The organism is Treponema sp. OMZ 857 (assembly GCF_024181085.1).
Classification (GTDB): Bacteria; Spirochaetota; Spirochaetia; order Treponematales; family Treponemataceae; genus Treponema.
This window is the reverse complement of the sequence record NZ_CP051147.1, coordinates 140,059-165,731: the sequence shown is the minus strand read 5'-3', so window position 1 is coordinate 165,731 and position 25,673 is coordinate 140,059. Positions and strand designations below refer to the sequence as shown.

Annotated in this window: 21 protein-coding genes and 1 tRNA gene; 7 read left to right on the top strand and 15 right to left on the bottom strand. The window is 45.9% G+C overall.

What is annotated here, in order from left to right:
- Position 1: 1 nt before the first annotated feature.
- The 3 genes from E4N66_RS00690 to E4N66_RS00680 all read left to right on the top strand — a co-directional run bounded on the left by E4N66_RS00690 (position 2) and on the right by E4N66_RS00680 (position 2,895).
- Positions 2-976 (top strand): FecCD family ABC transporter permease, encoded by a 975-nt coding sequence (locus tag E4N66_RS00690; protein ID WP_253728556.1) that lies wholly within the window; start codon positions 2-4, stop codon positions 974-976.
- A complete protein-coding gene (locus tag E4N66_RS00685; protein ID WP_253728554.1) occupies positions 973-1,767 on the top strand; it encodes an ABC transporter ATP-binding protein in 795 nt (264 codons plus the stop codon). Before E4N66_RS00690 ends, E4N66_RS00685 begins: the two co-directional genes overlap by 4 nt.
- Before the next feature lie 93 nt (positions 1,768-1,860).
- Positions 1,861-2,895, top strand: coding sequence for a hypothetical protein (locus E4N66_RS00680; protein ID WP_253728553.1), 1,035 nt, complete (start codon positions 1,861-1,863; stop codon positions 2,893-2,895).
- A gap of 8 nt (positions 2,896-2,903) precedes the next feature.
- Here the strand turns inward: E4N66_RS00680 and E4N66_RS00675 are convergent, their stop codons facing one another.
- Complete coding sequence (locus E4N66_RS00675; protein ID WP_253728551.1) at positions 2,904-3,935, bottom strand: PTS sugar transporter subunit IIC; 1,032 nt, start codon at positions 3,933-3,935, stop codon at positions 2,904-2,906.
- Positions 3,936-4,507: 572 nt separating this feature from the next.
- Between E4N66_RS00675 and E4N66_RS00670 the strand changes: the two genes are divergently transcribed.
- Positions 4,508-6,136, top strand: a complete 1,629-nt coding sequence (locus E4N66_RS00670; protein WP_253728550.1) for a malolactic enzyme — start codon at positions 4,508-4,510, stop codon at positions 6,134-6,136.
- A 172-nt stretch (positions 6,137-6,308) separates the two neighbouring features.
- On the opposite strand, the gene E4N66_RS00665 is transcribed toward E4N66_RS00670, so the two are convergent.
- The 6 genes from E4N66_RS00665 to E4N66_RS00640 form a co-directional block, all read right to left on the bottom strand.
- On the bottom strand, positions 6,309-7,058 hold the full coding sequence (locus E4N66_RS00665) for a YfcE family phosphodiesterase (RefSeq protein WP_253728548.1): 750 nt from the start codon (positions 7,056-7,058) through the stop codon (positions 6,309-6,311).
- Complete coding sequence (locus tag E4N66_RS00660) at positions 7,055-7,936, bottom strand: hypothetical protein (RefSeq protein WP_253728547.1); 882 nt, start codon at positions 7,934-7,936, stop codon at positions 7,055-7,057. Before E4N66_RS00660 ends, E4N66_RS00665 begins: the two co-directional genes overlap by 4 nt.
- Positions 7,937-7,955: 19 nt before the next feature.
- The gene (locus tag E4N66_RS00655; protein ID WP_044014574.1) at positions 7,956-8,891 is read right to left on the bottom strand and encodes an ABC transporter permease; all 936 of its coding nucleotides are present in this window, start codon (positions 8,889-8,891) and stop codon (positions 7,956-7,958) included.
- A 19-nt stretch (positions 8,892-8,910) separates the two neighbouring features.
- Entirely contained in the window at positions 8,911-9,768 is an 858-nt protein-coding gene (locus E4N66_RS00650) for an ABC transporter permease (RefSeq protein WP_044014572.1), read from the bottom strand.
- Positions 9,769-9,782: 14 nt separating this feature from the next.
- A complete protein-coding gene (locus E4N66_RS00645; protein WP_044014569.1) occupies positions 9,783-10,904 on the bottom strand; it encodes an ABC transporter ATP-binding protein in 1,122 nt (373 codons plus the stop codon).
- A 292-nt stretch (positions 10,905-11,196) separates the two neighbouring features.
- On the bottom strand, positions 11,197-12,732 hold the full coding sequence (locus E4N66_RS00640; RefSeq protein WP_253728545.1) for a DUF5312 family protein: 1,536 nt from the start codon (positions 12,730-12,732) through the stop codon (positions 11,197-11,199).
- A 180-nt stretch (positions 12,733-12,912) separates the two neighbouring features.
- Here E4N66_RS00640 and E4N66_RS00635 point away from each other — a divergent pair, with 180 nt between their 5' ends.
- A complete protein-coding gene (locus E4N66_RS00635; protein ID WP_253728544.1) occupies positions 12,913-14,280 on the top strand; it encodes an ATP-dependent 6-phosphofructokinase in 1,368 nt (455 codons plus the stop codon).
- A gap of 63 nt (positions 14,281-14,343) precedes the next feature.
- Here E4N66_RS00635 and E4N66_RS00630 read toward each other — a convergent pair whose 3' ends face one another.
- The 3 genes from E4N66_RS00630 to E4N66_RS00620 all read right to left on the bottom strand — a co-directional run bounded on the left by E4N66_RS00630 (position 14,344) and on the right by E4N66_RS00620 (position 17,516).
- Positions 14,344-15,849 (bottom strand): IMP dehydrogenase, encoded by a 1,506-nt coding sequence (locus E4N66_RS00630; protein ID WP_253728542.1) that lies wholly within the window; start codon positions 15,847-15,849, stop codon positions 14,344-14,346.
- A gap of 313 nt (positions 15,850-16,162) precedes the next feature.
- A complete protein-coding gene (locus tag E4N66_RS00625; RefSeq protein WP_044014561.1) occupies positions 16,163-16,720 on the bottom strand; it encodes an STAS domain-containing protein in 558 nt (185 codons plus the stop codon).
- A gap of 79 nt (positions 16,721-16,799) precedes the next feature.
- Positions 16,800-17,516, bottom strand: a complete 717-nt coding sequence (locus tag E4N66_RS00620; RefSeq protein ID WP_044014559.1) for an SDR family NAD(P)-dependent oxidoreductase — start codon at positions 17,514-17,516, stop codon at positions 16,800-16,802.
- A 106-nt stretch (positions 17,517-17,622) separates the two neighbouring features.
- Between E4N66_RS00620 and E4N66_RS00615 the strand changes: the two genes are divergently transcribed.
- Positions 17,623-18,393, top strand: a complete 771-nt coding sequence (locus E4N66_RS00615) for an RNA methyltransferase (RefSeq protein ID WP_253728541.1) — start codon at positions 17,623-17,625, stop codon at positions 18,391-18,393.
- Here the strand turns inward: E4N66_RS00615 and E4N66_RS00610 are convergent.
- From E4N66_RS00610 to pepF, 4 genes are all read right to left on the bottom strand, one after another.
- A complete protein-coding gene (locus E4N66_RS00610; protein WP_253728539.1) occupies positions 18,350-19,489 on the bottom strand; it encodes a sigma 54-interacting transcriptional regulator in 1,140 nt (379 codons plus the stop codon). The two genes, E4N66_RS00615 and E4N66_RS00610, sit on opposite strands and share 44 nt — an antisense overlap.
- A gap of 16 nt (positions 19,490-19,505) precedes the next feature.
- Positions 19,506-19,594, bottom strand: a tRNA-Sec gene (locus E4N66_RS00605).
- 265 nt (positions 19,595-19,859) lie between these two features.
- On the bottom strand, positions 19,860-20,756 hold the full coding sequence (locus tag E4N66_RS00600) for a M28 family peptidase (protein WP_253728537.1): 897 nt from the start codon (positions 20,754-20,756) through the stop codon (positions 19,860-19,862).
- An 18-nt stretch (positions 20,757-20,774) separates the two neighbouring features.
- Positions 20,775-22,607, bottom strand: coding sequence for an oligoendopeptidase F (gene pepF / locus E4N66_RS00595; RefSeq protein WP_253728535.1), 1,833 nt, complete (start codon positions 22,605-22,607; stop codon positions 20,775-20,777).
- A gap of 23 nt (positions 22,608-22,630) precedes the next feature.
- Between pepF and E4N66_RS00590 the strand changes: the two genes are divergently transcribed.
- Positions 22,631-24,886 carry an MFS transporter gene (locus E4N66_RS00590; protein WP_253728534.1) on the top strand — a complete coding sequence of 752 codons (2,256 nt, stop codon included), beginning with the start codon at positions 22,631-22,633 and terminating at the stop codon, positions 24,884-24,886.
- 71 nt (positions 24,887-24,957) lie between these two features.
- Here the strand turns inward: E4N66_RS00590 and E4N66_RS00585 are convergent, their stop codons facing one another.
- A complete protein-coding gene (locus E4N66_RS00585; protein ID WP_044014549.1) occupies positions 24,958-25,632 on the bottom strand; it encodes a B3/B4 domain-containing protein in 675 nt (224 codons plus the stop codon).
- Between the last annotated feature and the right edge of the window lie 41 nt (positions 25,633-25,673).

The following is a 25,673-nucleotide window of genomic DNA, read 5'->3' as shown; positions in this document are numbered from 1 at the left end:
AATGCCTCTGGCGGCGCTGATATTCTCGCTGAGCTGGGGGCGTTATCCGCTCTCTTTTATTAAAATACTTTCCATCCTGTTCCGCACCGATGCATTTGCGGCGGTAACTACAGCCGATTACAATATCTTTATGAACATCCGGCTGCCGCGCACCCTCTTTGTCTTTCTTTCGGGAGGTGCAATCGGGTTGAGCGGGGTAAGTCTGCAAAGTCTATTCCGTAATCCACTGGTAGCACCCGACATCATCGGTGTTTCTACCGGCGCTTCCCTCGGCGCGGCAATCGGTATTGTGCTGCTCCATACAAGTGCGGCAGGCATCCAGCTCTGCGCCTTTGCGGGCGGCATCGGGGCGACGTTGCTGGTGTTGCAGCTTTCGAACATCGGCGGAGAACACAGTCTGATACGCCTCGTGCTTGCAGGCGTCATCATTAATGCGCTTGCCGGAGCCGGGGTATCCCTTATCAAATATATGGCGGATCCGCTCAATGAGCTGCCTGCTCTTGAGTTTTGGCTGATGGGCTGTTTTAACGTTATCACGTGGAAAAAACTCGCCGCCTTTTTACCGATTGCCCTTGCGGGATGCAGCTTTATTATCCTGTTCCGCAGACAGCTCAATATTCTCTCGCTCGGTGATGAAGAAGCAGCGTCACTCGGTACGCCGGTTAAAAAGATGCGGCTGCTGTTTATTATCACTTCGACATTGTTGGTTGCAAGCGTTGTGTCCGCTGCGGGTATCATCAGTTGGATCGGGCTTATTGCGCCGCATGTTATCCGGCTGCTGTTCGGCAATAACAATTACAAGGTTGCCCCGCTTTCTTTTATGTGCGGCGCTGCTCTGCTGCTGTTTGCGGATACCGTTGCCCGCTCCCTGTCCGGCAATGAGATACCGGTCAGTATTATCACGGCCGTAATCGGCGCACCGATTCTCGCACAGCTGATGCTCCGCCGGAATAACGATATTTGGATTGGAATATGAACGCGGCGTTTAAACTTGACGGCGTTACGGCGGTGCGGGGAACTCAGACCATTCTGAAAAATCTCCGGCTCACTATTCCGCAGCAAAAGGTTATTGCGCTGATAGGCCCCAACGGAGCGGGCAAGACTACCCTGCTGCGGTTGCTTGCCGGATTGGATACGCCCGCGTCCGGCACTCTCTCCGTATTGGGAGAAGATGCGGCGCGTCTTACACGGAAACGCTTTGCCCAAAAGGTATGCTACATTCCGCAGGGACATTCCGGCGTATTTACCTACACGGTGCGCGACTTTATCGTTATGGGACGCAATCCCCATCAAACGGCACTGCAAACACCTTCGCAAAAAGACTGGGAATATGTCGATCATGCGCTTGAAGTGTTCGGCCTAACGCAATTTGCAGAACGCTATTACAGTCAGCTTAGCTCCGGGGAATCGCGGCTTGTGTTGCTTGCCCGCGGGATGGTACAGGATGCGCCCATCATCCTCTTGGATGAACCGACCGCCAATCTCGACTTTTACAACGAGCATAAGATTATGCAGATTATCCGCAAGCTCTGTACAAAGGTGCACAAGACGGTGATCGTTTCCATCCACAATCCTGCACTCGCGCTCCAATATGCCGACCTTATCTACTGTATTTACGGCGGAAGCATCGCTGCCGTAGAAGAAAAAAACAACCCCGACTTTGAATGCAATATTACCGCAATGCTGAACCTCATGTACGCCGAAAAAGGCTGCGGAACCGTCCGGCTGCAACGCGTCGATGGTATCCCGTTTGTGTATTTGAAGTAACGGCAGCTACAGTTGCGGGACAACCTTTTTCACGATATGTATCCGCAAGAAAATATTTGGCAAAATCCGGATTTTGTGGTATACTGATAAGGTATGACTTATGCATCTTTGTCTGCAACGCTCTCAATGCCATACACAACTGAAGATGGAAGCACTTCATCCGATATTGTGGTGTTCGATAAAGACGAACACGCGGTAATCGAACAGATTTTAAAAAGCTTACAAGCTTATGCTCCAGGGGTACTGAGCAACATTGCAAACTGTATTACAACATTAGAACAAGTGGCGGTAGCTGTCTCCCGCTATCCCTCAATACAACGCAGCACCGTCCTTGCAGGTGAACATCGATCGGCAGAAACATTGATCGACACACTCTGCAGCAGTGATCCTTCTTCACGTTTACTGACATTACCGACAAAGGTTATCCTCGGCAAAAGCTTTCTGATTGCCAAATTTCAAACTTTTTCCGCACTCACCAAAATAGCGATGAATGCTTTTTTTGAAGAAAAAGATATCCAAGCGCTGCGGCGGATTACCCTTCGCGCTATGTTCGCACTCATGGCGGAAGATGTATATACGATGCTTCTTGATAATGCCGATCTTCAGCATGAAACACGAAAAGATATAGCAGAATTATTAACCGAACTATGGGAGCATCGGCTGGATGAACACTCCTCATCTTTTGCACCTGTTTTACACAAGGTTTGGACAGCGCGGAACAAACTTGCACCGAACTTCGGTAGTATGCTCGGCGTCAGTGAACTCTTTCTTCTTTCAATGGAGCTTGATGAATCGTGGGAACGGTTTATGATTGCAAAATTGGCAGACCCTGAAATCGGCCAAGCACTGGAAGAATTCTTATTCGGTATCTCTTATGAAAAGATCAATTTTATCCGCAATATTTTGAAGGAAAGAAAAGTTTCTGCCCTCAGCAGAGACGAAGCATATAATCTACTCGGCTTCAAAAGAGAATTTCCGAGTGATGATCCGCGCGGCTTCTATGCTTCTTTTATTGACCGGAAAAACAACGCCGAATCGCGCCGGAGACTCCAAGTCCCCGGCCCCAAGCGAACACTCGAAGACCTCTACATCCAATTTATTTTTGAAGAAGGCTTAAGCGATACATAATACGGCTGTTACAGCGCAAGTTTTAAATCGCCGTCTTTAATCCATCCGATTTTCCGCAACGGCACGGTAAAAAGAATTGTGAGTACGGCGGGAGCGATAATGTGCAGCAACAAGATAGAAAGGTAGATGCTTGCGGTGCTGCGCCCGGTTCCACTCATCGCCGTCAGCGCACCGATTTGACCGACCAACCCGCAAGTTCCCATTCCTGAGCCGATGGGGGTATTTTCCATTTTTAACAGCATCGTCGAAACCGGCCCCAATACGGCGGATGCGGCAATCGGTGGTATCCATATTCGGGGATTTTTAATAATATTCGGCATGTGGAGCATACTGGTACCGATGCCGACTGCAAAGCTGCCGCCGAATCCGTTATCCCGATAGCTCATCACCGCAAAGCCGATCATCTGAGCGCAGCACCCCGCCGCCGCCGCGCCTCCTGCAAGCCCCGAAAGAGAAAGCATCATACAGAGCGCTGCACTGCTAATCGGCAGCGTAAGAATGATCCCAACCAATACCGCAAGGCAAATCCCCATCAGGAACGGACGCAGAGTTGTCGCCGTCATAATAACCTCTCCGAGCCAATTCATGCACGCAGACATATACGGCCCGAAAAAGACGGCTATTACGCTGCCGGAAAGAATGGTTACCGTCGGCGTCACAATCAGGTCAATCTTTGTTTCTTTTGAAACCAGTTTCCCCAACTCGGTACCGACAATGGCGGAAATAAAGGCGCCGACTGCGCCGCCGAACATATTACCGGCATACCCGACAATAGAGGCGGAGAACAAGACAAAGGTGTGCGCTTTAAGCGAGTGCGCAACGGCAATACCGATGGCGGCGCCCGTCATATCACGGCATATCGGCCAGATGGTATCGGTCAAAAAGGTGATATGCAGCTGCTGCCCTATAGTTCTCAGGATTGTTCCGACAAGCAAGGATGAAAAAAGCCCCATCGCCATAGCGCTCATCGCATCAATAAAATACCGCTTACCGGAAATCTCTATATCTTTCTTTTTTAAGAAAAGCTGTAATTTGTTCATATCGAGACAAATCTCCTTATATTCGTGCGGAGAGTTTAATCCCCTGCACTATTTTTTACAAGAGGGAACCTCTAAAAACTTCCGTTTTTAGAAGTTTTCCTTAGATTTAGATTGCGATGTTTTTTTGATAAGTCATAACAATGTAAAGACTTATCAAAAAAGACTCGTCGGGTATCTCTAAAAATCTAACCGAGTTTTTAGAGATACCCAAAACTCAAAAATGCTGATGCTTCTTACTCTGAAGTGAAAGCATTCAGAATGTATATCCGTTCAATAAATGCGATGTTCACACATCGTGCTATTTGTACGATTTAGAACTCGTAGACCTATTCGGAAACGCAGTTATCGAATAGATCGATTATAACGAAACTTATTACAGAAGAAAAAATTAAGTATAATAATACAAAAATAAAAAAGTTGAGACAATAGACAAAAAAATTGATTGATTAAGCTAGAAAATTTATAAAAACATGATAAACTGTGTATCGGTACTAAAAGTACATTTGAGAGTTTCCATTGAGATTTGGAATGATATCCGCAATCCTGCAAACGGACAGTATGGAGGAACCTTTATGGAAAAATATGGGTATGACATTATCCATGATGCGTTTTTGAACAAGGGAACAGCATTTTCTGCCGAAGAAAGAAAAAAATATCATCTGGAAGGGCTGCTTCCGCCGTGTATTGACGATATTGAAACACAGGCAAATAGAATTTACCGGCAGATGGAGCGAAAAAATTCTGGCATAGAAAAAAGAAGATTTCTTATGGATGTCTTCAATCACAACCGGCGACTTTTCTATTATGTATTTCATGAACACATTGTTGAACTAATGCCGATTGTTTATGATCCGGTTATTGCAGAAAGTATTGAGCAGTACAGCGAACAGTTTGTCAATACACAAGGTGCAGCGTTTTTGTCGATTGATGCTCCGGAGCAAATCGAAGAGACGCTTCGGCATGCCGCAGGCGGAAGACACATCAGACTTATCGTTGCGACGGATGCGGAAGGAATTCTCGGTATCGGCGACTGGGGGACAAATGGCGTTGACATCTCCGTGGGTAAACTGATGGTCTATACTGCGGCCGCAGGAATTGATCCGCAAACGGTATTGCCGGTTGTACTGGATTGCGGAACAAACAGGCAAACACTGCTTGATGACCCGCTCTATCTCGGAAATCACCACAAGAGAATATACGGCGACAGATATTATCGCTTCATCGATCAATTTGTAACAGCGGCGGAAAAATTGTTTCCTGATTTATATCTCCACTTTGAAGATTTCGGCAGATCGAACGCCGCAAAGGTTTTGCAAACATACCAGAAGACTTTTCCCGTATTCAATGATGACTGCCAAGGAACCGGTATCATTACGCTTGCGGGAATCCTCGGCGCTATGAAAATCAACGGGCAAAAGCTTACGGATCAGGTATATCTGTGCTTTGGAGCAGGAACTGCCGGAGCCGGAATTACCGATCGTATTTTTAGAGAAATGGTTGCCCAAGGGCTTTCTGAAGACGAAGCTCGCAGTCATTTTTATATGGTTGATAAGCAAGGGCTTTTGTTCGATGATATGGACGATCTAACGCCAGAGCAAAAACCGTTTGCGCGAAAACGTCGCGAATTTTCCGATGCGGCAAGTCTCACCTCGCTTACAAAAGCGGTGATGGCAATTCGTCCGACGATTCTAGTAGGAACATCAACAACACCGGGAACCTTTACGGAAGAGATTGTCCGCGCTATGGCATCATGGTGCGAACACCCGATTATTTTCCCGCTCAGTAACCCAACGGAACTGGCGGAAGCTACGGCTTCGGATTTGATTCATTGGTCGGACGGCCGCGCCATGGTGGCAACCGGAATTCCTGCCGATCCGGTAGAATACAAGGGCGTTACATACACAATCGGACAGGCCAACAATGCACTGATTTATCCGGGATTGGGCTTAGGCAGTATCGCGGTAAATTCAAAACTCGTAACCGATGAAATGATTTCTGCAGCCGCCCACTCGCTTGGTGCATTTATCGAAACCGGTAAACCGGGCGCGGCGGTTTTGCCACCGGTAGCACGGCTAACGGAATTTTCCGAAGCGGTTGCCGTCGCGGTTGCTTCGTGTGCCGTTCGTCAAAAATTAAACCGTGTTGCAACGGATAATGTAGAAAAAACGGTCAAAGACTGTATCTGGAAACCGGAATATTAAAATAGGAGAAAGGCAAGGCTGATACAAGTGCGGCTTATACGAGCACACGGGAGCGGTTAATACCCCGACGCTTGCGTCGGGGTATGTTGATCCGTGCGGAGAAGATAATCTCTGACACTCTCCATCGAGGTTCCTTTTTTGGAACAGCTCCGTGTTGATTCATGCCCAAGGACTAATCCCCTGCACTCTGGCGTATCGGGATAGGATAGACCGCGTGTGCGGAGGCAGAAAAAGCACCGTCGGATTCCCGTATCAGCTGATAAAATTGCACCTTGCTGAATAACCCCGTCACTGAACTGTCTCCGGTGGCTGTATCTTCAGGGCTTCCCGCTTGCCCTGTGCGGAGCGATAAAAGCGCAAAACCGCCGTAGGATTTACCGCGGGGACGCAAGGGGCTACCGGGATTGACAGCCGTAACGCCGCCGAAACATTCGATACTTTGAATATGCGTATGCCCGTATACGGCGATTGTACAACCGAGGTTTTCGGCCGTCATGCTCAATTTACGCCCGTCAAGTTCAACATGGTGCAGATGCCCGTGCGCCAATAAAATCTGCTGTCCGGCTATCATCTTTTGTTGATATACCGGCAGCCCGAACGGTTTCGGGTTTTCACAACCGGGAAAAACCGGGGGATAGAGCTGGCTGTCGCAGTTCCCCTGCGCCATAATAATCACCGGCGGAATGGTTATCCGGCCGGCAGCAGCTTCGCGCACAACGGTTATGATATCTTGAGCGCCGTCTCCGGTAAAAAGGCAGGCTTGGCATTCCTCGCTAAAAGCCGATAAAATCCACCGCACTGCATCCACTGCTCCGTGCGTGTCGGAAAGCAGCAAGACGGAAGCGGTATCCGCATACTGCAGTCGGTTATAGAAAACGGCATCGGCAATAATACCGTTTTCGCAGCGAGTAAAACGGTTCATTGTTTTTCCCCTGCGGCGCTCATTTCCGGTTCCTCGCTATCTGCCCGCCCGCCGGTCGAAGGCGGTGATAAAATAAGATAATTGTACGAACGGATATTCAGTTCAGGGTCTTTATACGGATGCAGCGTATACGGTGTACCGCCCCATGCCGCTATTCCCTGCTCTTTTAATATATCGACCGTTGTTGCAACTGCCCGCGCAAACCGCGGAAACGGCTCCTGTTCCGGCAATTCATTGATTTGTTCTACAGCGGTTACGGCACAGAGCACCAGCGTCTGTACATCATGCGCGGGGATATCCACCGCCCTGTCGGCCTTTGCAAACGAGTCGGGCAGTTCAAAGTCTACAACAATATCGCTGCAGGCTTCGAGCGGCAAAATCTCTTCTACCGGAAGCAAGGAAAAAATATGTAAGTCAGGGTATTTCTCTTGAGCGGTACGGAGTATGCGAGCGCCGCCTTCGGGAATACCGATAGAAATAAGCGCCTCAACAGGCTGTGCCGCAAGCCGTTCAGAGATTATCGAAAGCCGAGGCTGCTTTGTCTTAGCGGTCATATCGCGATAGCTCAAAATATGCAGGTTCGCTTTTAGACTCTCCGAATCATAAACATTCGAAAGATAGGTAAATAAATCGGAATACTGATAAAAATCCTTTCCCAGCACAAACAGGAGAGAATGAGTAAGTTCCTTCTTTTTATGAGATAGCTTGCCTGAACCGCTTTTCCCATCGCAAGAAGCAGCTCCGGCAATGAAACCGACAATTAAAATTATAAAACCGGTACGGATAATAGTTTGCCTCAAGCGGCACAATGAGAAACCGCTCCGCAGATATACGGGATGCGCTGCAACCGGGGAGGCGGTATCAGTATTTTTTTTCATCATCAAATCCGCGGCGCGTTTAATTTGAGGCCGCAATTCCTTTTAAAAAATTACGTAACATAAAAGCAATCAGCATGGTTCCTAAAATCATAATGAGGGAAAGTGCGTTAATTACCGGAGAAATACCGTACCGAACCATCGAAAACACATAGAGCGGTAGCGTCGTGGAACCGGGGCCGGATACAAAAAAGGTTATCACAAAGTCTTCAAGCGACAACGTAACCGACATAAAAAAGCCGGATAAAATCGCCGGAAAAATTGCGGGAATTATCACCTTGAATAAAGTCTGCCGCTCCGTTGCGCCGAGGTCGTGCGCGGCTTCGACAATTGAAAAATCGAACTCTTCAAGGCGGGCAAGCACCAGCAAAAACACAAAAGGCAAACAAAAGGTAATATGCGCAATAATAATTGAAAAAAAGCCGAGCGGTATATTGATTGCCGAAAAGAAAATCAGCGTAGACATACCGATAACAACTTCCGGCAGCACCATCGGGAGAATACTCACCGCTTGCACATACCCTCTGCCCCGGAACCGGTACCACTGTACGCCGAGACCGGCAAAGGTACCGATAACAACGGAACAAAATGCGGAAACAAAGGCTATAAGTATGCTGTGCCAAAATGAAGTCCATAATTTTTCGGATTCCAAGAAAAGCGCGGCATACCATTTCAACGAAAAGCCCGACCATACAATCGCCTTGCCTTCGTTAAAAGAAAACACTGCGATAATCGCAAGAGGTAAAAACAAGAACAACAGCACAAACACCAGCACTGTAGAAGAAAACCAAGAACTGTTAAGGTTCTTATATGCACGCCGTGCATGACGCGCCGGTTCGGATTCCCGTTTGCGTTTCTCGAATTTCTGAATTAACCGCCGGTACGGGCTTTTTACCGAACTGTGCCGGTACGGAACCGGTAACGCTTGCTGTTGTATATCTTGCGGTATATCAGACATACTCACTCCTCACTCTTCACTATTTTGCGGCTTGCTTTTCTTGCTTAAAGCTGGCGTACATCATCCAGAGGACACCGGCAGCGCTAACGACGGTGATAAGTACCGAAAAGGCTGAGGCGAGCGGCCAGTTGCGGATCTTCGTTACCTGATCGACAATCAAATTACCGAACATATAAGAGTCCTTTCCGCCGACAAGGAGCGGTACGGTATAAGAGCCGAATACCGGAATAAAGGTAAAGATGACCGCGGTCAGGATTCCGGCACGGATATTAGGCAGCATAACCTTAACGATAGCCTCCGTTTTGGTAGCGCCAAGATCTCGTGCGGCTTCCAACAGCGAAAAGTCAAACTTGTCGATTGCCGAAAAAATCGGAAAAATTGCATACGGGATAAACATATATACCAGCACGAGTATCACCGCCTGTTGGTTATACAAAAACGGAATACTTTCGGTGATAAGATGCAGCTTTTTCAAAAGCCCGTTAAGGAAACCTTGAGTACCGAGTATCGAAATCCACGCATTGATTCTAATCAGAGAGTTTGTCCAAAAAGGAATGATAATCAAAAACAAAAAGAACAGCTGATGCTTACTACGCGCAATTGCATATCCGGCAGGAAGCGCAAGCAGAATACAAATGAGCGTTACGGCAATACTGACACAGAGCGTCCGCACAAATAATAACCCGTAGCTTGCAGTAAAAAGCTGAATATAGGCGTTGAACGTGAAATGTCGCACAACTCCGCCGTATAATCCTTTTTGAAGAAAACTATACACGCCGATGATGAGAAGCGGCAGCACAAAAAAGACGGTAAACCATGCCGCCATCGGAAAGGTATACAAAAAGGCGTACCGCCGCCGGGAATGATCTTGCACCATAGTCTGATATACCTTTATGTTAAATCTTCGACGATGTAGCCGTCATTGGCTGCCCACGAAACATATACCGTATCCTTCCATTCGATTTCAGGCCCGTCCTCAAGATAGTTTTGATGCTGTTTAAAAACCTGCACCACGGTGCCGCATTCCAGCTTTACAAAAAACTTAGATTGGAATCCCGAATAAATCGGCTCTTCTACCTCACCGCGGAAAACATTCAATTCCTTTGTCTGTGAGGACGGCTTTTCCAACGAAATGCGGATTTTTTCCGGCCGCACGGTAAAGCACACCGGTTGCCCCACTTCGGTTTTATCATAGTCGGTAATCTTAACCGAAGTTCCCAGCGCCGGTGTATCGAGCGTAACCATAAAGCCGTCCGTATGCGGCTCACACGCTACCACGGTTGCATCAAAGAGGTTTGTTTCGCCGATAAATTTTGCAACAAAAGCTGTGGCAGGCTGTTCGTAAATTTCATACGGACTGCCGATTTGCAGCACCTTTCCCTGATTCATCACCGCAATGCGGTCTGAGACGGAAAGCGCTTCGCTTTGGTCATGCGTTACGAAAATAAAGGTAATGCCGATTTGGTCGTGCAGTTTATCAAGCTCAATTAAAAGATTTGCCCGCAGCTTTGCGTCCAATGCGGAAAGCGGTTCATCCAGCAGCAGCACCCGCGGTTCGTTAATCAACGCACGGGCAATGGCAACCCGCTGCTTCTGCCCACCGGAAAGCTGGGACGGCTTTTTGTAGATATGCGCATCGAGCTGCACCAAATGCAGATATTCTTTAACCCGCCGGTCAATTTCGTCCTGCGGACGCTTGCGAATCCTGAGCGGAAAGGCGATGTTTTCATACACGGACAGGTGCGGAAAAAGCGCGTAGGTTTGAAAGACGGTATTCGATTGCCGTTTATGAGCTTCTATGCCGACAATATTTTGCCCGTCAAAGGTGATAACCCCCGAATCCGGTTGTTCAAATCCTGCAATAATACGCAACAACGTTGTTTTACCGCAACCGGAAGGCCCCAATAGCGAGAAAAACTCCCCGCGCTTAATGTGAATAACGGCATTATCCACCGCATGAAAATCACCAAATGTTTTTGACACATTTTCGATTGAAATTTCGCACCCTTTCACTGACGCATCGCGCCCCCTTCAACTTGTTATAGCCCGCTCTAAAAGCATTTAACCCATAACCGGACTTTAGAGGAGACTTACTATATTTGAAACATTTAGCGGTTTATGTCAATATACCGTTTTTACGAGATACGCGTAAATATACTTGATTTCCTTTATCTTCCGACACACGATGTTTACCGCAAGCGAAACTCAAACACGAATGTTCAAGTTTTATACAGTAATGACTTGGTTTTAAACTCGCATCTAAATCTAAGAAAACCATCCCAAAACTGAAGTTTTTAGAGGTTTCCTACTCTTCTTTCTTTAAAACGACCTGTTCCAGCATGATAAAATTATAAATTTTTGTATAGACAGCAGTCATCCATTCCCGTATCGGCTTATCGGAATGCTGTTCGATTTCCTTCCAGTTTTGCAATAAATCTCGATGCGGTTTATCATAGTCGGCAATACAATTCTTTACAGCATTTCCAAGCGTCATAATATTTTTAATAGCAACTTTAAGCAATTTAAGAGCGGCTTCGTTAACGGTATCCAAGTGTTTTTGTACTTGACGGCCGGCTTCTTTTTCCCGCTCCATTCGCGACAACAGCGTACGGAATTTAACCCCCATTTCGGAAACTTCCGAAAGCTTTTCGTCAAACTCTAAAAGTTTGGTCGAAATATGCATCAAATTATGATAACTCTCGGAATATTCGGCAGAGAGTACCTGCTGTGTCCATTGACCTCGTACTAAAATTAAATCGGAAAGAGCCCTGACATCACTTTTAAAGTACTCGACTAAAAATGATTTAAGGTAGTTCATTGCATCAGCATAGATATAACCTGCAAGTCCTCGTTTTTCAAATGCGGCATTGGAACGCGGATTATAGTTTTTAGTACCTGAAGGAATGACATTCCCGAATACACGCTGTACCAACACCGCTACTTGAGAATTCTTTTGCTCCGCAACAATATCTTTTAATGTATTATCAATAGACCGCTCTATTTGTTTAAGATAGTCATCGGTAACCTTCTCCGTGAAAGGACTATTTTCCACCACGTAGGTAGGATTTTTTGTAATGTGTTGAATAATTTTTTCCAGAATATGAGAGCGGCGCACGTCATTTAAGAGGCCGAGATACTTTTTCCACTGCGGAGCATTAACCGGCTGTACATTCTTGTATGCAGTAATAATTGCAAAAAGCTTATCCCAATTTGCATCAAGAGAAAGCCCATTGAGCACAACGATAAAATCGTTTAATTCATCTTTAAGGTATTCACCGTTCACATGCGAAAAACTCGGCGTATAAGAAAATTTATCTTCCGGTAAAGCGGGATCAAATTTCTTTAAAAAGAAATAATAATCAAACAGCACAAAGTGGATAAATTCGTTGAGCTGCCGGTACTGCGTATCAATCTCATCGATTTTCTTACCGTCAAATTCACGCATAAAAGCATCAAATTCTTTCTGTACCTGAAGATTCAGCTCTTTGGGATTGGTTGTTTTGGCACGCTCTTTAATCGCTTCGGGTGTAAACCTCTCACGCATTTGATGTTGCTGTTTTGATAAATTTTGTTCTACGGTGATAGACTTGAGAACCTTTGATGAGGCAGCACTTGCAAGGAGAGCCCGCGCAGGTCCGACGATCTTGTACAGTTCAAAAAAGAACCGTGCCATCTGCTGCTGAAGCTCTTCAGAAGAAGGTTTATACCACTTTCCGAATTTATTTTTTGAAATTTCTTTTGCCAACGCTTTTAAATGCCGTTTCTTTATCGCCTCTGCATCAGCCCGCGGAAAAAAAAGCTGTACTATGCGTGTAAGGAAAGATTCTTTTTTCTGTGCCATAGATACCCTTATAATGAAGAAAATTGGGAAATCTGTCAATCAAAAAAAGCTTTTTCTCCCTTTCATGCCCTGCAAATTTATGATACTGTAATGAAGGTTATCATCGATAATCGCAGAAAGATAAAAACTGCAACGCCTTTGATTTGGAGTTTGATGCTTTCGCTATAACGGAGGTTCATTATGCGCCGTGATGAAGAATTTGATTTTAGTATTGAGACACTCGGCCCCTGTAAAATACCGTCTCCCATTCACCTTTCAAACGTAGTCGGAGACCGTATCGCTAATTATGTTACGAATGAAGATTTTATCCGCTTTCGACTGGAATCCAAAGTCGGAGAACAGTACGGCCCCTTTAAGCGTGAACAACTGATCGAAAAAGCAGGCCCGCGAGAAAAAATATTTTTTAATCCGAGCCATGTCCATGCAGGTATTATCACCTGCGGAGGACTGTGTCCGGGACTTAATGACGTTATCCGTTCGGTAGTACGCTGTTTATGGGGACGGTATGGCGTTAAACGGATTAGCGGTATCCGTTTCGGATTCAAAGGCCTTTTGCCGGATTATCATTTTGATGTTATGCCCCTAAACCCGACGGTTGTCGATGCCTGCCATAAAACGGGAGGAACCATTCTCGGCACTTCACGAGGCGGCGGTACCCGCGTAGTCGAAATCGTAGACGGAATCGAACGCCTCAATTTAAACATCCTCTTTGTCATCGGAGGGGATGGAACACAAAAAGGCGCATTGGAAATTGCAAAAGAGATCGAACGGAGAGACCTTTGTATCTCCGTTGTCGGCATTCCGAAAACCGTTGACAACGATTTGTCGTTTATCCAAAAATCTTTCGGCTTTGACACGGCTGTTGTAAAAGCTTCGGAGGCAGTGGCCGCCGCTCGCATGGAAGCACAGTCCCAGATTAACGGCATCGGATTAGTCAAGCTGATGGGACGGGAATCGGGCTTTATTGCCACGCATACCGCTATCGCAAGTCATGAAGTTGACTTTGTACTCATCCCCGAAATTCCTTTCGATATGCAAGGCGAAAACGGTTTTTTAAAGCATTTGGAAGACCGTTTGGAACAAAGCCATTATACGGTTATTGTTGTTGCGGAAGGAGCAGGGCAAGACTTAATGCAGAGCAAAAATGAAACCGACGATTCGGGAAATAAGCGCCTTTCGGATATCGGCGTGTTCTTAAAAGAACAAATCGACGCTTATTTTAAGGCAAAATCCATCCATATCAATTTAAAGTATATTGATCCCAGCTACCAAATACGTTCGGCGCCGGCTGCACCGGTTGACTCTATTTACTGCGAACGGCTCGGAAACAATGCAGTTCATGCCGCTATGGCAGGTAAAACAAAACTGATTGTGGGGTTGATGTATAACAAGTTTGTTCACTTACCGATAAATGTCGTTGTTCGTTCGCGCAACTATGTTGAACCGGACGGCTCCCTCTGGCGCGATGCCCTAGATGCAACCGGACAGCCGACGTTAATGAAAAACAAAATTCACGAAGGCCGCCGCGAAACTCCGGCCGCTCATTAGATTGCCTGAACAACCAAACATGAAAACGTATTGCCGCCTTCTATAAAGAGGGCGGCAATTTTTTTAGCGTATCGAGGAGCGCACATCCTTCAGCATAACATCGTGAGAACCGCCTTCTACAATGCTGGAAGGAGATACCAGTGTTATTTTTGCATTCTTTTGCAGCTCCGGAATAGTTAAAACGCCGCAATTACACATCGTAGACCGTACCTTATAAAGTGTTGTTTTAACGCCGTCATGCAAAGAACCCGCATAGGGTACATAGGAATCAACGCCCTCCTCGAATGCGAGTTTACTGTCTCCGCCGGAATCGTAACGCTGCCAGTTCCGTGCCCGTGACGAGCCTTCGCCCCAATATTCTTTCATATAACTGCCGTTTACCAGTATTTTGTTTGTCGGGCTTTCATCAAAACGGGCAAAGTAACGCCCCAGCATACAGAAGTCGCTGCCCATCGCAAGCGCCATCGTGATATGATGATCATATACAATACCGCCGTCAGAACAGATGGGAATATAAACTCCCGTTTTCTTAAAATAGTCATCACGGGCTTTGGCAACCGCAATCAGCGCTGTTGCCTGTCCGCGTCCTATTCCCTTCGTTTCGCGGGTAATACAGATGGAACCACCGCCGATACCGACCTTGATAAAATCGGCCCCAGCCTCTGCCAAAAAAACAAAACCGTCTTCGTCAACGACATTGCCGGCTCCGATAGGAATCTTATTCCCATACTGTTTTTTTACAAACTTGATTGTCCGTTTTTGCCACTCCGAAAAGCCGTCGGAGGAGTCAATGCATAAAACATCGGCACCGGCTGCTACCAGAGCAGGAACACGTTGCTCATAGTCGCGGGTATTAAGCCCGGCCCCTACTAAATAACGCTTTTTTTCATCGAGCAACTCATTCGGATGCTCTTTTTTGCTTTCATAGTCTTTGCGGAATACAAACGCTACCAGTTTTCCTTCGGAATCAAGTACGGGAAGGGAGTTGAGCTTATATTCCCAAATAATGTCGTTTGCTTCCTTTAAGGTAACACCTTCGCCGGCATAATGAATCTTCTCAATCGGCGTCATAAATTTTGCAACGGTTAAATCCCGTGCCATTCTACTTGGACGATAATCACGGCCGGTAATAACGCCAAGTAATTTTCCATGTGCGGTGCCGTCATCGGTAACAGCGACAGTCGTATGCCCTGTTTTTTCTTTTAAACGCAATACGTCTTCCAAAGTATTTTCAGGTTTTAAGTTTGAATCGCTTTCGACGAAGCCCGCTTTATAGTCTTTAACGGCAGCAACCATTGCAGCCTGCTTTTCTATACTTTGCGAACAGAAGATAAAGGATAAACCGCCCTCTTTTGCAAGGGAAATAGCCATACCGTCATTGGAAACCGACTGCATAATTGCCGAAACTAACGGAATATTGAGCGTATACAACGGTTTTTCGCCGGTAGAAAAACGAGTAAGCGGCGTATGCAAATCAATATTTTGAGGGCTATGTTCAACGCCGGTATAACGCGGAATTAATAGATATTCATTAAAAGTATGCGATGGTTCTTCATAATAGTATGCCATAATTTCTCCTTACGGTTACATCATATTTTAGGAAGCTTTTTTTATCAAGTGTTAATTCAACGCCGATTATTCACAACTTACTCACCGACATAACAGATTATCCACAAGTTATTAGCAATACGGTTCTATTGTTTTCTCTCTTTTTTAACCGATATAAACAGACTTCATTTTATATTAAAACAGCATAAAACCTTTATATATATATCTTTAGAAAACCAAAACGATACAGATGATATAGTAAAATGCAATAAGTACAGATATACTGTTTACAAGATATCCACAACTTCCGCACAAGTAATACTGTTATCTAATATCAACCGAGCGAAACCTGCGCATTATTATCAACCGCCAGAATGGTCTTACATTCAGAACAGCGGAAACGACCTGCACGAGGCGCTTTTAATTTTTTTGCACAGATAGGACACGAAAAGATTTTAGGGAAAAGAGTAACCTGAGAAGTAGTATTGGCCCCTTTATTTTTAAAGAATTCAATAGACGTTTCTAAGGAGTCATGGATAGTAAAGAAAGTAGCAAACCCGAGCAATTGGAACACTTCATATACTTTCGGCTGGAGGCTTAATAATACAATATCACCGCCTTTTCCTTTTACCGCCTTTAGGAAAGCAGTAAAAGAGCCGATTCCTGTAGAAGAAACATAATCCAAATGAGCACAGTTAAAAATAATCTGAATATACCCCGCATCAATAAGGGTTGTAACTCTTTTTTGAAAGAATGTTGAATTATATGTATCGACATATCCCGACAGAATAATTACGATACATTTTTCAAGCCCTTCCACCTTTTGGAGTTGTATTTTAAGGCTTTTGTCTTTTTCGTTGTCGAAACTCTGAATTATTTCTGCATCATTCATATGACAATCCTTTATTCAGTCTATTATTTTATAAAATAAAAATTATACTTGTATTCATATCCCTATTCAAGAGGTTTATTTAAAACGATGACCATCCTTTATCAACCGGCATTACAACTCCATTATAGGCGCTATCTTTTAATAAAAAGAGCGCTGCATCCGTAATCGCAGACGGATCAACAAGCTTACCGTCGGGATTTTTTTTCTCCCACATAGCCCGCGTCTCTTCCGACAATAAACCGCTATCGGTAAACCCCGGGCAAACGGCATTTGCCGTAATACCATATCGAGCATATTCCATGCTCACGGATTTTACTAGCGACATAATCCCCGTTTTTGCAGCTCCGTATACGGCGTTTGTCCGAAAACCGCGTAAAACCTGCGTTTCCGTACCCCCGAATAACAAAATACGCCCCCATTTCCGCTCTTTCATACCGGTTAAAGCAGATGAAACCAATATTCCCGGCAATGTAAGGTTTGCGTATACGGTTGTGTTCCATTCCTGAACAGTCGTCATATCAAGCGGCTTTTGCAAAAACGGACCATAAACAACACACAGAATATCAGCAGCATTGGCATATTTACACAGTTCCTCCACATAGGAGTCATTTTGCAAATCACAGATAAAACAGGCTACATTTCCTTGGCAGCAAAGATTTGTAACACGTTTTGAATTCATCCGCCCCTGCACCACGACAGAAACAGACTCTTGTAAAAGCGATTGTACTAAGCAGTAACCAATTCCACTTGTTCCGCCAACGACCAATGCGCTTTTACCTTGCAGCACATTATCCATAGCGTATTCCTTATTATACGGTTTATGAGACAGTTCCCACGCTTATGTCTTTTATTATACTCCGAAGCACTTGACATAGCAAGCGTTCTCTACACAAAATATTGCTATGGGTACTTCAACCTCTCAAGAACGGCTTCCGGTTGCGGTTATTCTCTGCCGCCCTGAAATAAGCCGTAACATCGGTGCTGTTTGCAGATCAATGGCCAACAATAATTGTTCCGATTTACGTATTGTAGGCAACAAAAAAGATTATGACGAAGAAGAAATCCTCCGGTTAGCTATCCATGCCGGAGCAATATGGCAACAGGCACGTTTTTTTGAACCCTCGATCGACGGATTAAAAGCGTCGGTTGCCGATTGCTGTATCGTCGCCGGAACGACACGGCGTGTAGGAGAAAAACGCAAATCATGGGGAATGACTCCGGAGGATTTTGCTTTGTTTTCATTTAATACGGCAGAAGGACTTACCGGCATCGTATTCGGGAATGAGCGAACAGGACTCACCGATGAAGAATTAAATGTTTGTTCGACAGCGGTTAATATCCCGTCAGCGCCCGATTTTCCATCGCTTAACCTTTCGCATGCGGTACAAATTGTCTGTTATACCCTGTTCCGCGCCTATAGCCCACGAAAGTATGGATACGAACGTATCCCGTATACGAGGGTTACCTCGACATCGGAACATATCAACGATTGTTTATGTAAAATGGGACTTTTTAAACATGCAGGGAAAGAAGACAACATCCGATTTTTCCAAGAGATAATTGCAAGAGCGGGATTATCCGCCCGGGAAGCACGGTATTTGGAAGAGCTTTTTCAAAAGCTGTGCTATGTTAAATGTCGAAATGCTGCGGAAAAAGAACCGGAGAGGCCTTAGCTGCAAACACAGCCCGTTCCAGACAGTTAAACAGTTCCCGGACATTCCCCGGCCAATTGTAGTTATAAAGCAGCCGCAGCGCATCCCCTGATAAATGCTTTCTCGATTGTTTTAAATAATTGTACGCCAGTACCCTAATATCCTCTTTATGCTGCCGCAGCGGAGGGATAACAAGATGCGATACATCAAGCCGGTAAAAAAGATCCAAACGGAAAAGACCTTGATCAACCATCTCTTCGAGATCACAATTTGTAGCACAAATCAATCTAAAATCGGAAGAATACTTTTGTGTTCCTCCCAGTTTATAATATTCGCGTGTTTCGATAACCCTTAAAAGCTTTGCCTGTAAATTCAATGTAAGATTCTCTATTTCATCAAAGAACAATGTTCCTTGATCCGCCTCCGAAAAAAGACCTTCTTTATCAATCGCTCCGGTATACGCTCCCTTACATGAGCCGAACAATAAACTTTCTGCAAGGTTTTCCGCAATGCAGGTGATATTAACCGGCACATATTTACCTGAACGGTTTTTAGAATACTGATGGATAAGCGAAGCTACGACTTCTTTACCGGAACCGCTTTCACCGTACAGAAGCACATGGGAATTTTTCTGAGCTGCCTGTAAAATAAAATTCCGTACCATTTGTATCTCGACACTTTGCCCCTGCAACTTTGTGTAAAGCGGAGCTGTCAACGGATCAATAGTATGCGTATCCATTATCGGAACAATTTTTCCCTCAAGCATATTTTGAATAGTGCTGGATAGTATACTGAACTCATACGGAATTGAAAAAGAGCCCAATATCATATCCGTTGCAAAAACTGTTTTTTCGATAAAAGTACAATGCTGATGTGATAATAAAAAGATGGGCAAAATAGGATACTGAACGTAAATTTCTTTAAGTACATTAGGCGGATACCCACCTCCTGCCTCAAAATCAAATAAAAGAAAATCGTAGTTTTTTTCTTCTAAACACGATAAAACCGCTCGATTATCGAATATGCAGTCTACAGACCAAACTTTACGAGATTCATACGCGAGTTTTTCGGCATCTGTCGAAAATGCTGCAACAAACAAGACGGTCAACAAAGCCACACCTACAACAGAAAACCGGAAGAGGCAGGAATCGAACCTGCCGTTGCGGATTATGCAACCAACGGTTTTGAAGACCGCGAAGACCACCAGATCCCATCAGCTTCCATTGATAAGAGTGAGTAATCAAAAACCTCTAAAAAACTGAGATTTTTAGAGGTTTTCTCATTATAATTTAGTATAAAATGAAATTTTTTTTTAAGCAAGCCTACAACTTCACTTATTTGATCTCTAGTGTTCCATCTTAAACATGACAAATAGTTCACGCCCCGCAAAGGGATATTAGAAGAGCCGCATGAATAAACTTTTGAAAAACCGTTCCGGAAATGATCACCTAAGATTCATTACCAAAAGCCGGCGTATTAGAGTTCTTTTATCCGGCCGGTTCTTTCACACCCGCCAAATACCGAAGCATTTTATCGACTAGGATAAAGGCTTGCGGCGTCAGTGTTTCGAGCCTGTCCTGCGGCGTGTGCATCCGCTGCCATGTCTGCGGAATGACGGCGGCAAGCGGCGAATCAGGCGGAACGTGTGCATTGGTGATAATGCACCGTTGGAGCGCTTCGGAGCGAGGCATATACCGCATCAGCAGCTCCGCTTCCTCCCTCGGCAATACGGTGATAACCTGCGCCGTTAATCCGGCGGAAATAAGCCCCGCGTTGTCGCTATAGGCAGTCGGAAGCGAAAACCAGCGCCCTCTGCACGCGGCGTCGGCATAGATGCGGCAGCGCCGATGCAAAGCAGAAAGCGCCGCCGTTTTCCGTGTATCCCTGCCGTATATCCCCGACTCGGAAAGGATAAGCGTATCCCCGCTGCCGCACATATCAAACACAAAGATATCATCCTGCTGCATTGAAAGCGCACGCAAGCCTTGCCCCAAACGGTACGCGCCTTGATTTTTAATGCCATCCGTACCCGCTTCTTCGCCGTCGGTAAAGATAATGCGGATATTGTGCGCAGTCCGTTTCTGCAGCAGCGTTTGGGCAAACAGCAGTAGCTGTATGCAGGCGGCGGAATTATCGTTTGCGCCCTGTGTACCGGCGGCGCGGTCATAGTGCGCTATCAACGTTTTCATCTTAAAGCGGGGATTGTACGCGGATTGCCGGTAGGTAATAACAATGTGAGTTTTATCTTGAAGGGTAACGGTACGGTAGGGAATTCCTTGCGCCGCCAACCGTGCCGTTATAAAGGCACACCGGTCTGCCGCCGGTTCTAAAAAAGCGCTGAAAAGAGGCGAAGCGATAATCGCTTGAGCTTGTTCAAGAGTCACGGCGGCAGAGCAATCGGGTTATAGAGAGGCTAAGGCTTTTTCAAGCTCGCTTACTAAGTGCGCAAAGTGCTTACAGGCTGCCTCAACCGGTTCGGGAGAAGCCATATCGACGCCGGCAATCCGCAGCGACTCGATGGGATAGCGGGAACCGCCGGAGGTTAAAAACTTAAAGTAATCCTCCCGCTCCGTTTTTCCGCCCGAGCATACCCGTTCGGCAAGGGCAAGCGATGCGGAAATACCGGTTGCATATTTGTACACATAGAACGAATTGTAAAAATGCGGAATACGCAAGCCTTCAAGATCGCTGCATTCCTCAAAGTGCATCGCGGTGCCAAAGTAAGCGGTCAACAGTTTGCGGTACTCGCTACGGAGATTCTCGATGGTAAGCGGCGTTCCCTCTTCAACAAGCTTATGCGTGATATGCTCGTATTCGGCAAACATCGTCTGACGGTAGAGCGTTGCAAGAATATCGCTTACACGAATACTCAGCAGATATGCCCGCATTTTAGGATCACTCGTGTTTTTCAGCATAGAGCGGAACAACAGCTCCTCGTTAAAGGTGGACGCAACCTCCGCTTCAAAAATCGTGTAGTTGTAGCTTAAAAACGGATTGTTCCGTACTGAATACCACGAGTGCATGGAATGCCCGCCTTCGTGCACAAGGGTGAATACATCCCGGATAACGTCTTCTTTATAGTTGACCATGATATACGGATCGCCTTCAAAGCCGCCCCACGAAAAAGCGCCGGAACGCTTGCCCTTATTTTCGTACCGGTCAACCCAACCGCCGAGCAGCCCGTTCCGCAGCGTTGTGACATATTCATTGCCGAGCGGTTGTAACGCTTCGGTAATCATATCGACGGCTTCGTTGTACGGAGTGTGCCGCCGCACTTCGCCCACCAACGGAACATACACATCGTAGTGCCGCAGCTCATCAAGTTTGAGCGATTTTTGCATAAGTGCATAAAAATGATGCAGCGGCTCCAAGTTTTTCCGGATTGTGCTGATAAGGTTGTCGTATACTTCCGTCGGCACCTTATCGGGATAGAGCGCTTGTTCACGAGCGGAACCGTATCCGCGGATACGGGCAAGCGCGATATTTTGCTGCACCTGACCGGTGTATAAAGATGCTATCGTATTTTTGTACGTGTCGAACGTGCCGTAAAATTGCATATATGCTTGCTTACGGATATTCCGGTCGGGATTGATTAAGAACTGCGAATATGAAGATTGCGTAAGTTCTTTTGCGCCGTCGGGAGTTTCAATCGAACCGAAACGGAAGTCTACATTCGTAAGCGTCGAGAAGCTGCGGCGTTCGACATCCTGCGATTCGGCTAAAAGCGAAAGGAGCTTTTCTTCTTTTTCACTCAATGTATGAGCCTTCAATCTAATCAGTTTTTCGATAAAGATTTTGTACGGAGCAAAAGCAGCGCCGGTCTTTCCGGCAGGATCGAGCCAGCCGCGGATAGTCTGTTCGGGAATATCCAGCAAGGCGGGGATAAACCAACTTGTTTCGGAAGAAAGTTCCGTGTCCGCCATCATTGCGAGAGAAACCCGTTCGATGTTTTTAGGATCGCTTTCATCCACCGACTTCATCAAAAAGGCATAATGGCTTGTCTTTTCCGAAATACGGGACGCCGCTTCCACCGCCTGTAAACAGCCGAGCACCGTTTCGGCAGTCAGTGTATCAGGTGCGGCAAAGGCGGTTTTGTAGGTTAATACGCGGTCTTTTGCGGCAGCAATGTCTTTCAGTGAGGCATTCCAGTCCGCATCATTTGTAAAAAGTTTGCTTAAATCCCATTGATCGCTTTTTGCGACCTCCGAGCGGAGGGGTACCGTTGAGTTTTTCATACGTTCACTATACAATATGGCCGATGAATGAGCAACTGTCGGCCTATAAAATTAAACAAGGGCGGCGAATCTACGACATTTACAATATCTTCAATTCTTTTTCTTTTGCGCTTGTTACCGGCAATACGGTTACTCTTTATGCGCTCTTTTTAAAAGCCAACACAACGGTAGTCGGTTTACTGACTGCGTTTATGTATCTTTCGTTTTTTGCCATTCCGCTTGGTAAATTGATGGTGATGCGTTTCAGCATTATGCAGACATTCGGCAGTACATGGCTTTTGCGTACCGCCTCGCTGCTGCCGCTGCTTGCCATCCCGTTTCTTGTCTCTGCAGGACACGATCAGTATGCGCTCTATTGCCTATTGCTTGCGGTAGGGCTGTTCAATTTTTTCCGCGGCGTCGGAATGATTGCCAATAATCCCGTTATCAGAATCCTTGCGCCCGGGAAAGACCGTAGCTCGTATATCGTGCGCCTTTCCTTAATCAACAACCTTGCGGCATTACTCGCCACTGTTTTGCTGGCATGGCTTTTACGGAGAGATCCTTCGGTACATAGCTATAACCTTGCCAGTATGATCGGCATACTGCTCGGCTTTATCGCCTCTATCCTGCTGTTTAGAATACCGGAACCGGAGTCCGCAAAGCCGAACCGTCAAAAGCGGAAAGACAATACGACCCCGCGCCAAGGCTCTACTTTTTTGAGGCACATTCGTGATGCCTTTAAAGATGCAAACTTCAGACGGTTCGTGTTGGCGTTCTTTATTATCAGTCTCGGTATTGCGATGATCCGCCCGTTTATCATTGTGTATGCAAAAGAGGTTTACAGTAGACGAGACAGCGCTGCGACCATCTTATCCGTGTACTCACTTGTAGGTGCACTCAGCGTCGGGCTTTTAATGCATCTGATTATCGACCGCATCGGCGCTAAACCGATCTTTATCATTTTCAGTGCAATCAGCGCCCTTTCGTTGATACCGGCTTTCTTTGCGCCGGGACTTGCAAGCGCCGGAATAGTCAGTACCGTTTTCCTCATTTTATTTACAATGATCAGCAATGTCGGTTTTGTCGGGCAGGATAATTCGTCGCAAGCATATTTCTTCGCGATGGTACCGGAAGAGGCGCTGATGGATTTAAGTATGCTCTATTACTTTATCCTTGCGATTACCGGCGGCGCTGGTTCCATCCTCGGCGGAACGATACTCGACCTTTTGCGGGTGCAAGGTTTTTCCTACCTGCAATCGTATCAAATATTTTTCTTGATAGTTATCGCCATTATCGCAATCGGTATCGTATTTCAGCGCAAACTCTTGAACCTCGGCAGTTACCGCGTGTTTGAAACGCTTGCCGTGCTCTTTTCTCCCCGCGATATGAAGGCACTCAACCTTCTGCACAAATTAGACCGAAGCGAGACTATCGAAACCGAGGAGAAAATCCTCAACGAACTCGGCGAAATTGCTTCATCGGTATCCTGCGATCAGCTGCTGCACTACCTTGAATCTCCGCGGTTTACAATTCGGATGAACGCATTACGGGCGCTCTATTCGATGAATACCATCAATGCGAAGGTACGCGATGTAGTGTTGAAAGAGCTTGAACAGGGGGCGTTTACCACAGCGCCGCTCGCCGCGCGGATACTCGCCAAATTCAATGTGCAGCAGGCGGTTACCCCCTTACGGGCAGCGCTCGACAGCGACGACTACTATCTTGCCGGAGAAGCGATGGTCGCCCTTGCCCGGCTGAACGACAGCTACAGCCAGCCTAAAATCGGCACCATACTTTCCCAAGCGGAAAACCCCGCGCTGATACTGAAAGGAATACGTGCACTGGAGCTTTTTAATGCAGATAATTCTCCTATGTTTATTCTGGATATTCTCCGCAGGGACACCGTTCCGCCCTATATCGAAAACGAAGCGCTGCTTGCACTGGCATCGTTAATGGGTATCCAAAACGACTTTTATTATGTGTTTGAAAAATACCGGAACGAAAAACAATCGCCATCTATTCTTTTCATCGATATACTCGATGAAATCTTTGAAACGAAAAAAACGAGCGATCCCGTGCTGAAAAAGACCGTCATCGATTTTATTCAAGACTACCAATACGATGAAGCCTTTGTACACTGGCTCATCGGATTCGGTAAAAACAAATTGGGTATACGGTCGGCCTTGCTGGTTGCCGTCGCCCTTGATATCGGCTTAATTCATCGGGAAGCATTCCGCTTCTTTTTGTCGTTTTGGGCTATCTCCTTATTCAAAAAACCGGAACTTGCGGAGCGGTAGAACTCTCCTTCGATTTCTGAAATTCAGCTTAACCGTACAGGAAACAGAGAAACTCAATTTCTCATTATGAATTACCCCTCGATAACCTGTATCTCAAATTCCAACTGGGGCATACACTCCGCTAAATCGCTTTGAATCCGCTTGAGCGCGTCTACACGCATATCGGCGGACGTATTGGCATTTCCCTGAATGATAAAGATTGCATTTTTTGTCCCGTCATCAAATTTATAATGTTCCCCATCCCGGACATCCAGCCATGCCATAATACCTTTTGAATCGCGGTACACGTAATCGGTTTTAGCAACATGCTTTTCCGTGGATAGGATGGGAAGGAAAACGCCTTCTTCTTTATTGACGGTAAACTCTATCTGCCCGTCTACTTTAGCAAGGTCGTGTCCGCCTATTGCCAAAAGTGAACGTAACGACTCGACGTTGTAAATATCGATAACGCTATTAATATGCGGAATAGAACCGCGGTGCTGAATGTTTCGGATAAGAGCCGGAACGGTCGGCATATATTTCTTGATACTGCGCCCCACGCTTTGCAGCATATCAGTGTATCCCTGAATGACCGGATGATTGAATACTTCATCAACATCGCATTTCAATGCCCATTCTTCCATCTCTTTTTGCTTCTTTAAAAAGGCTTCTGATAAGGAAGCTTGTGGATCTACATTTTTTGCAATCCCAATCGCAATGCTTTTAATCCCAAGCGCGCCAATACTTTCGTCCATAATAAATTTCATAGCAGAGAACCTCCATACTATTTTACTCAGTATAAGTAATA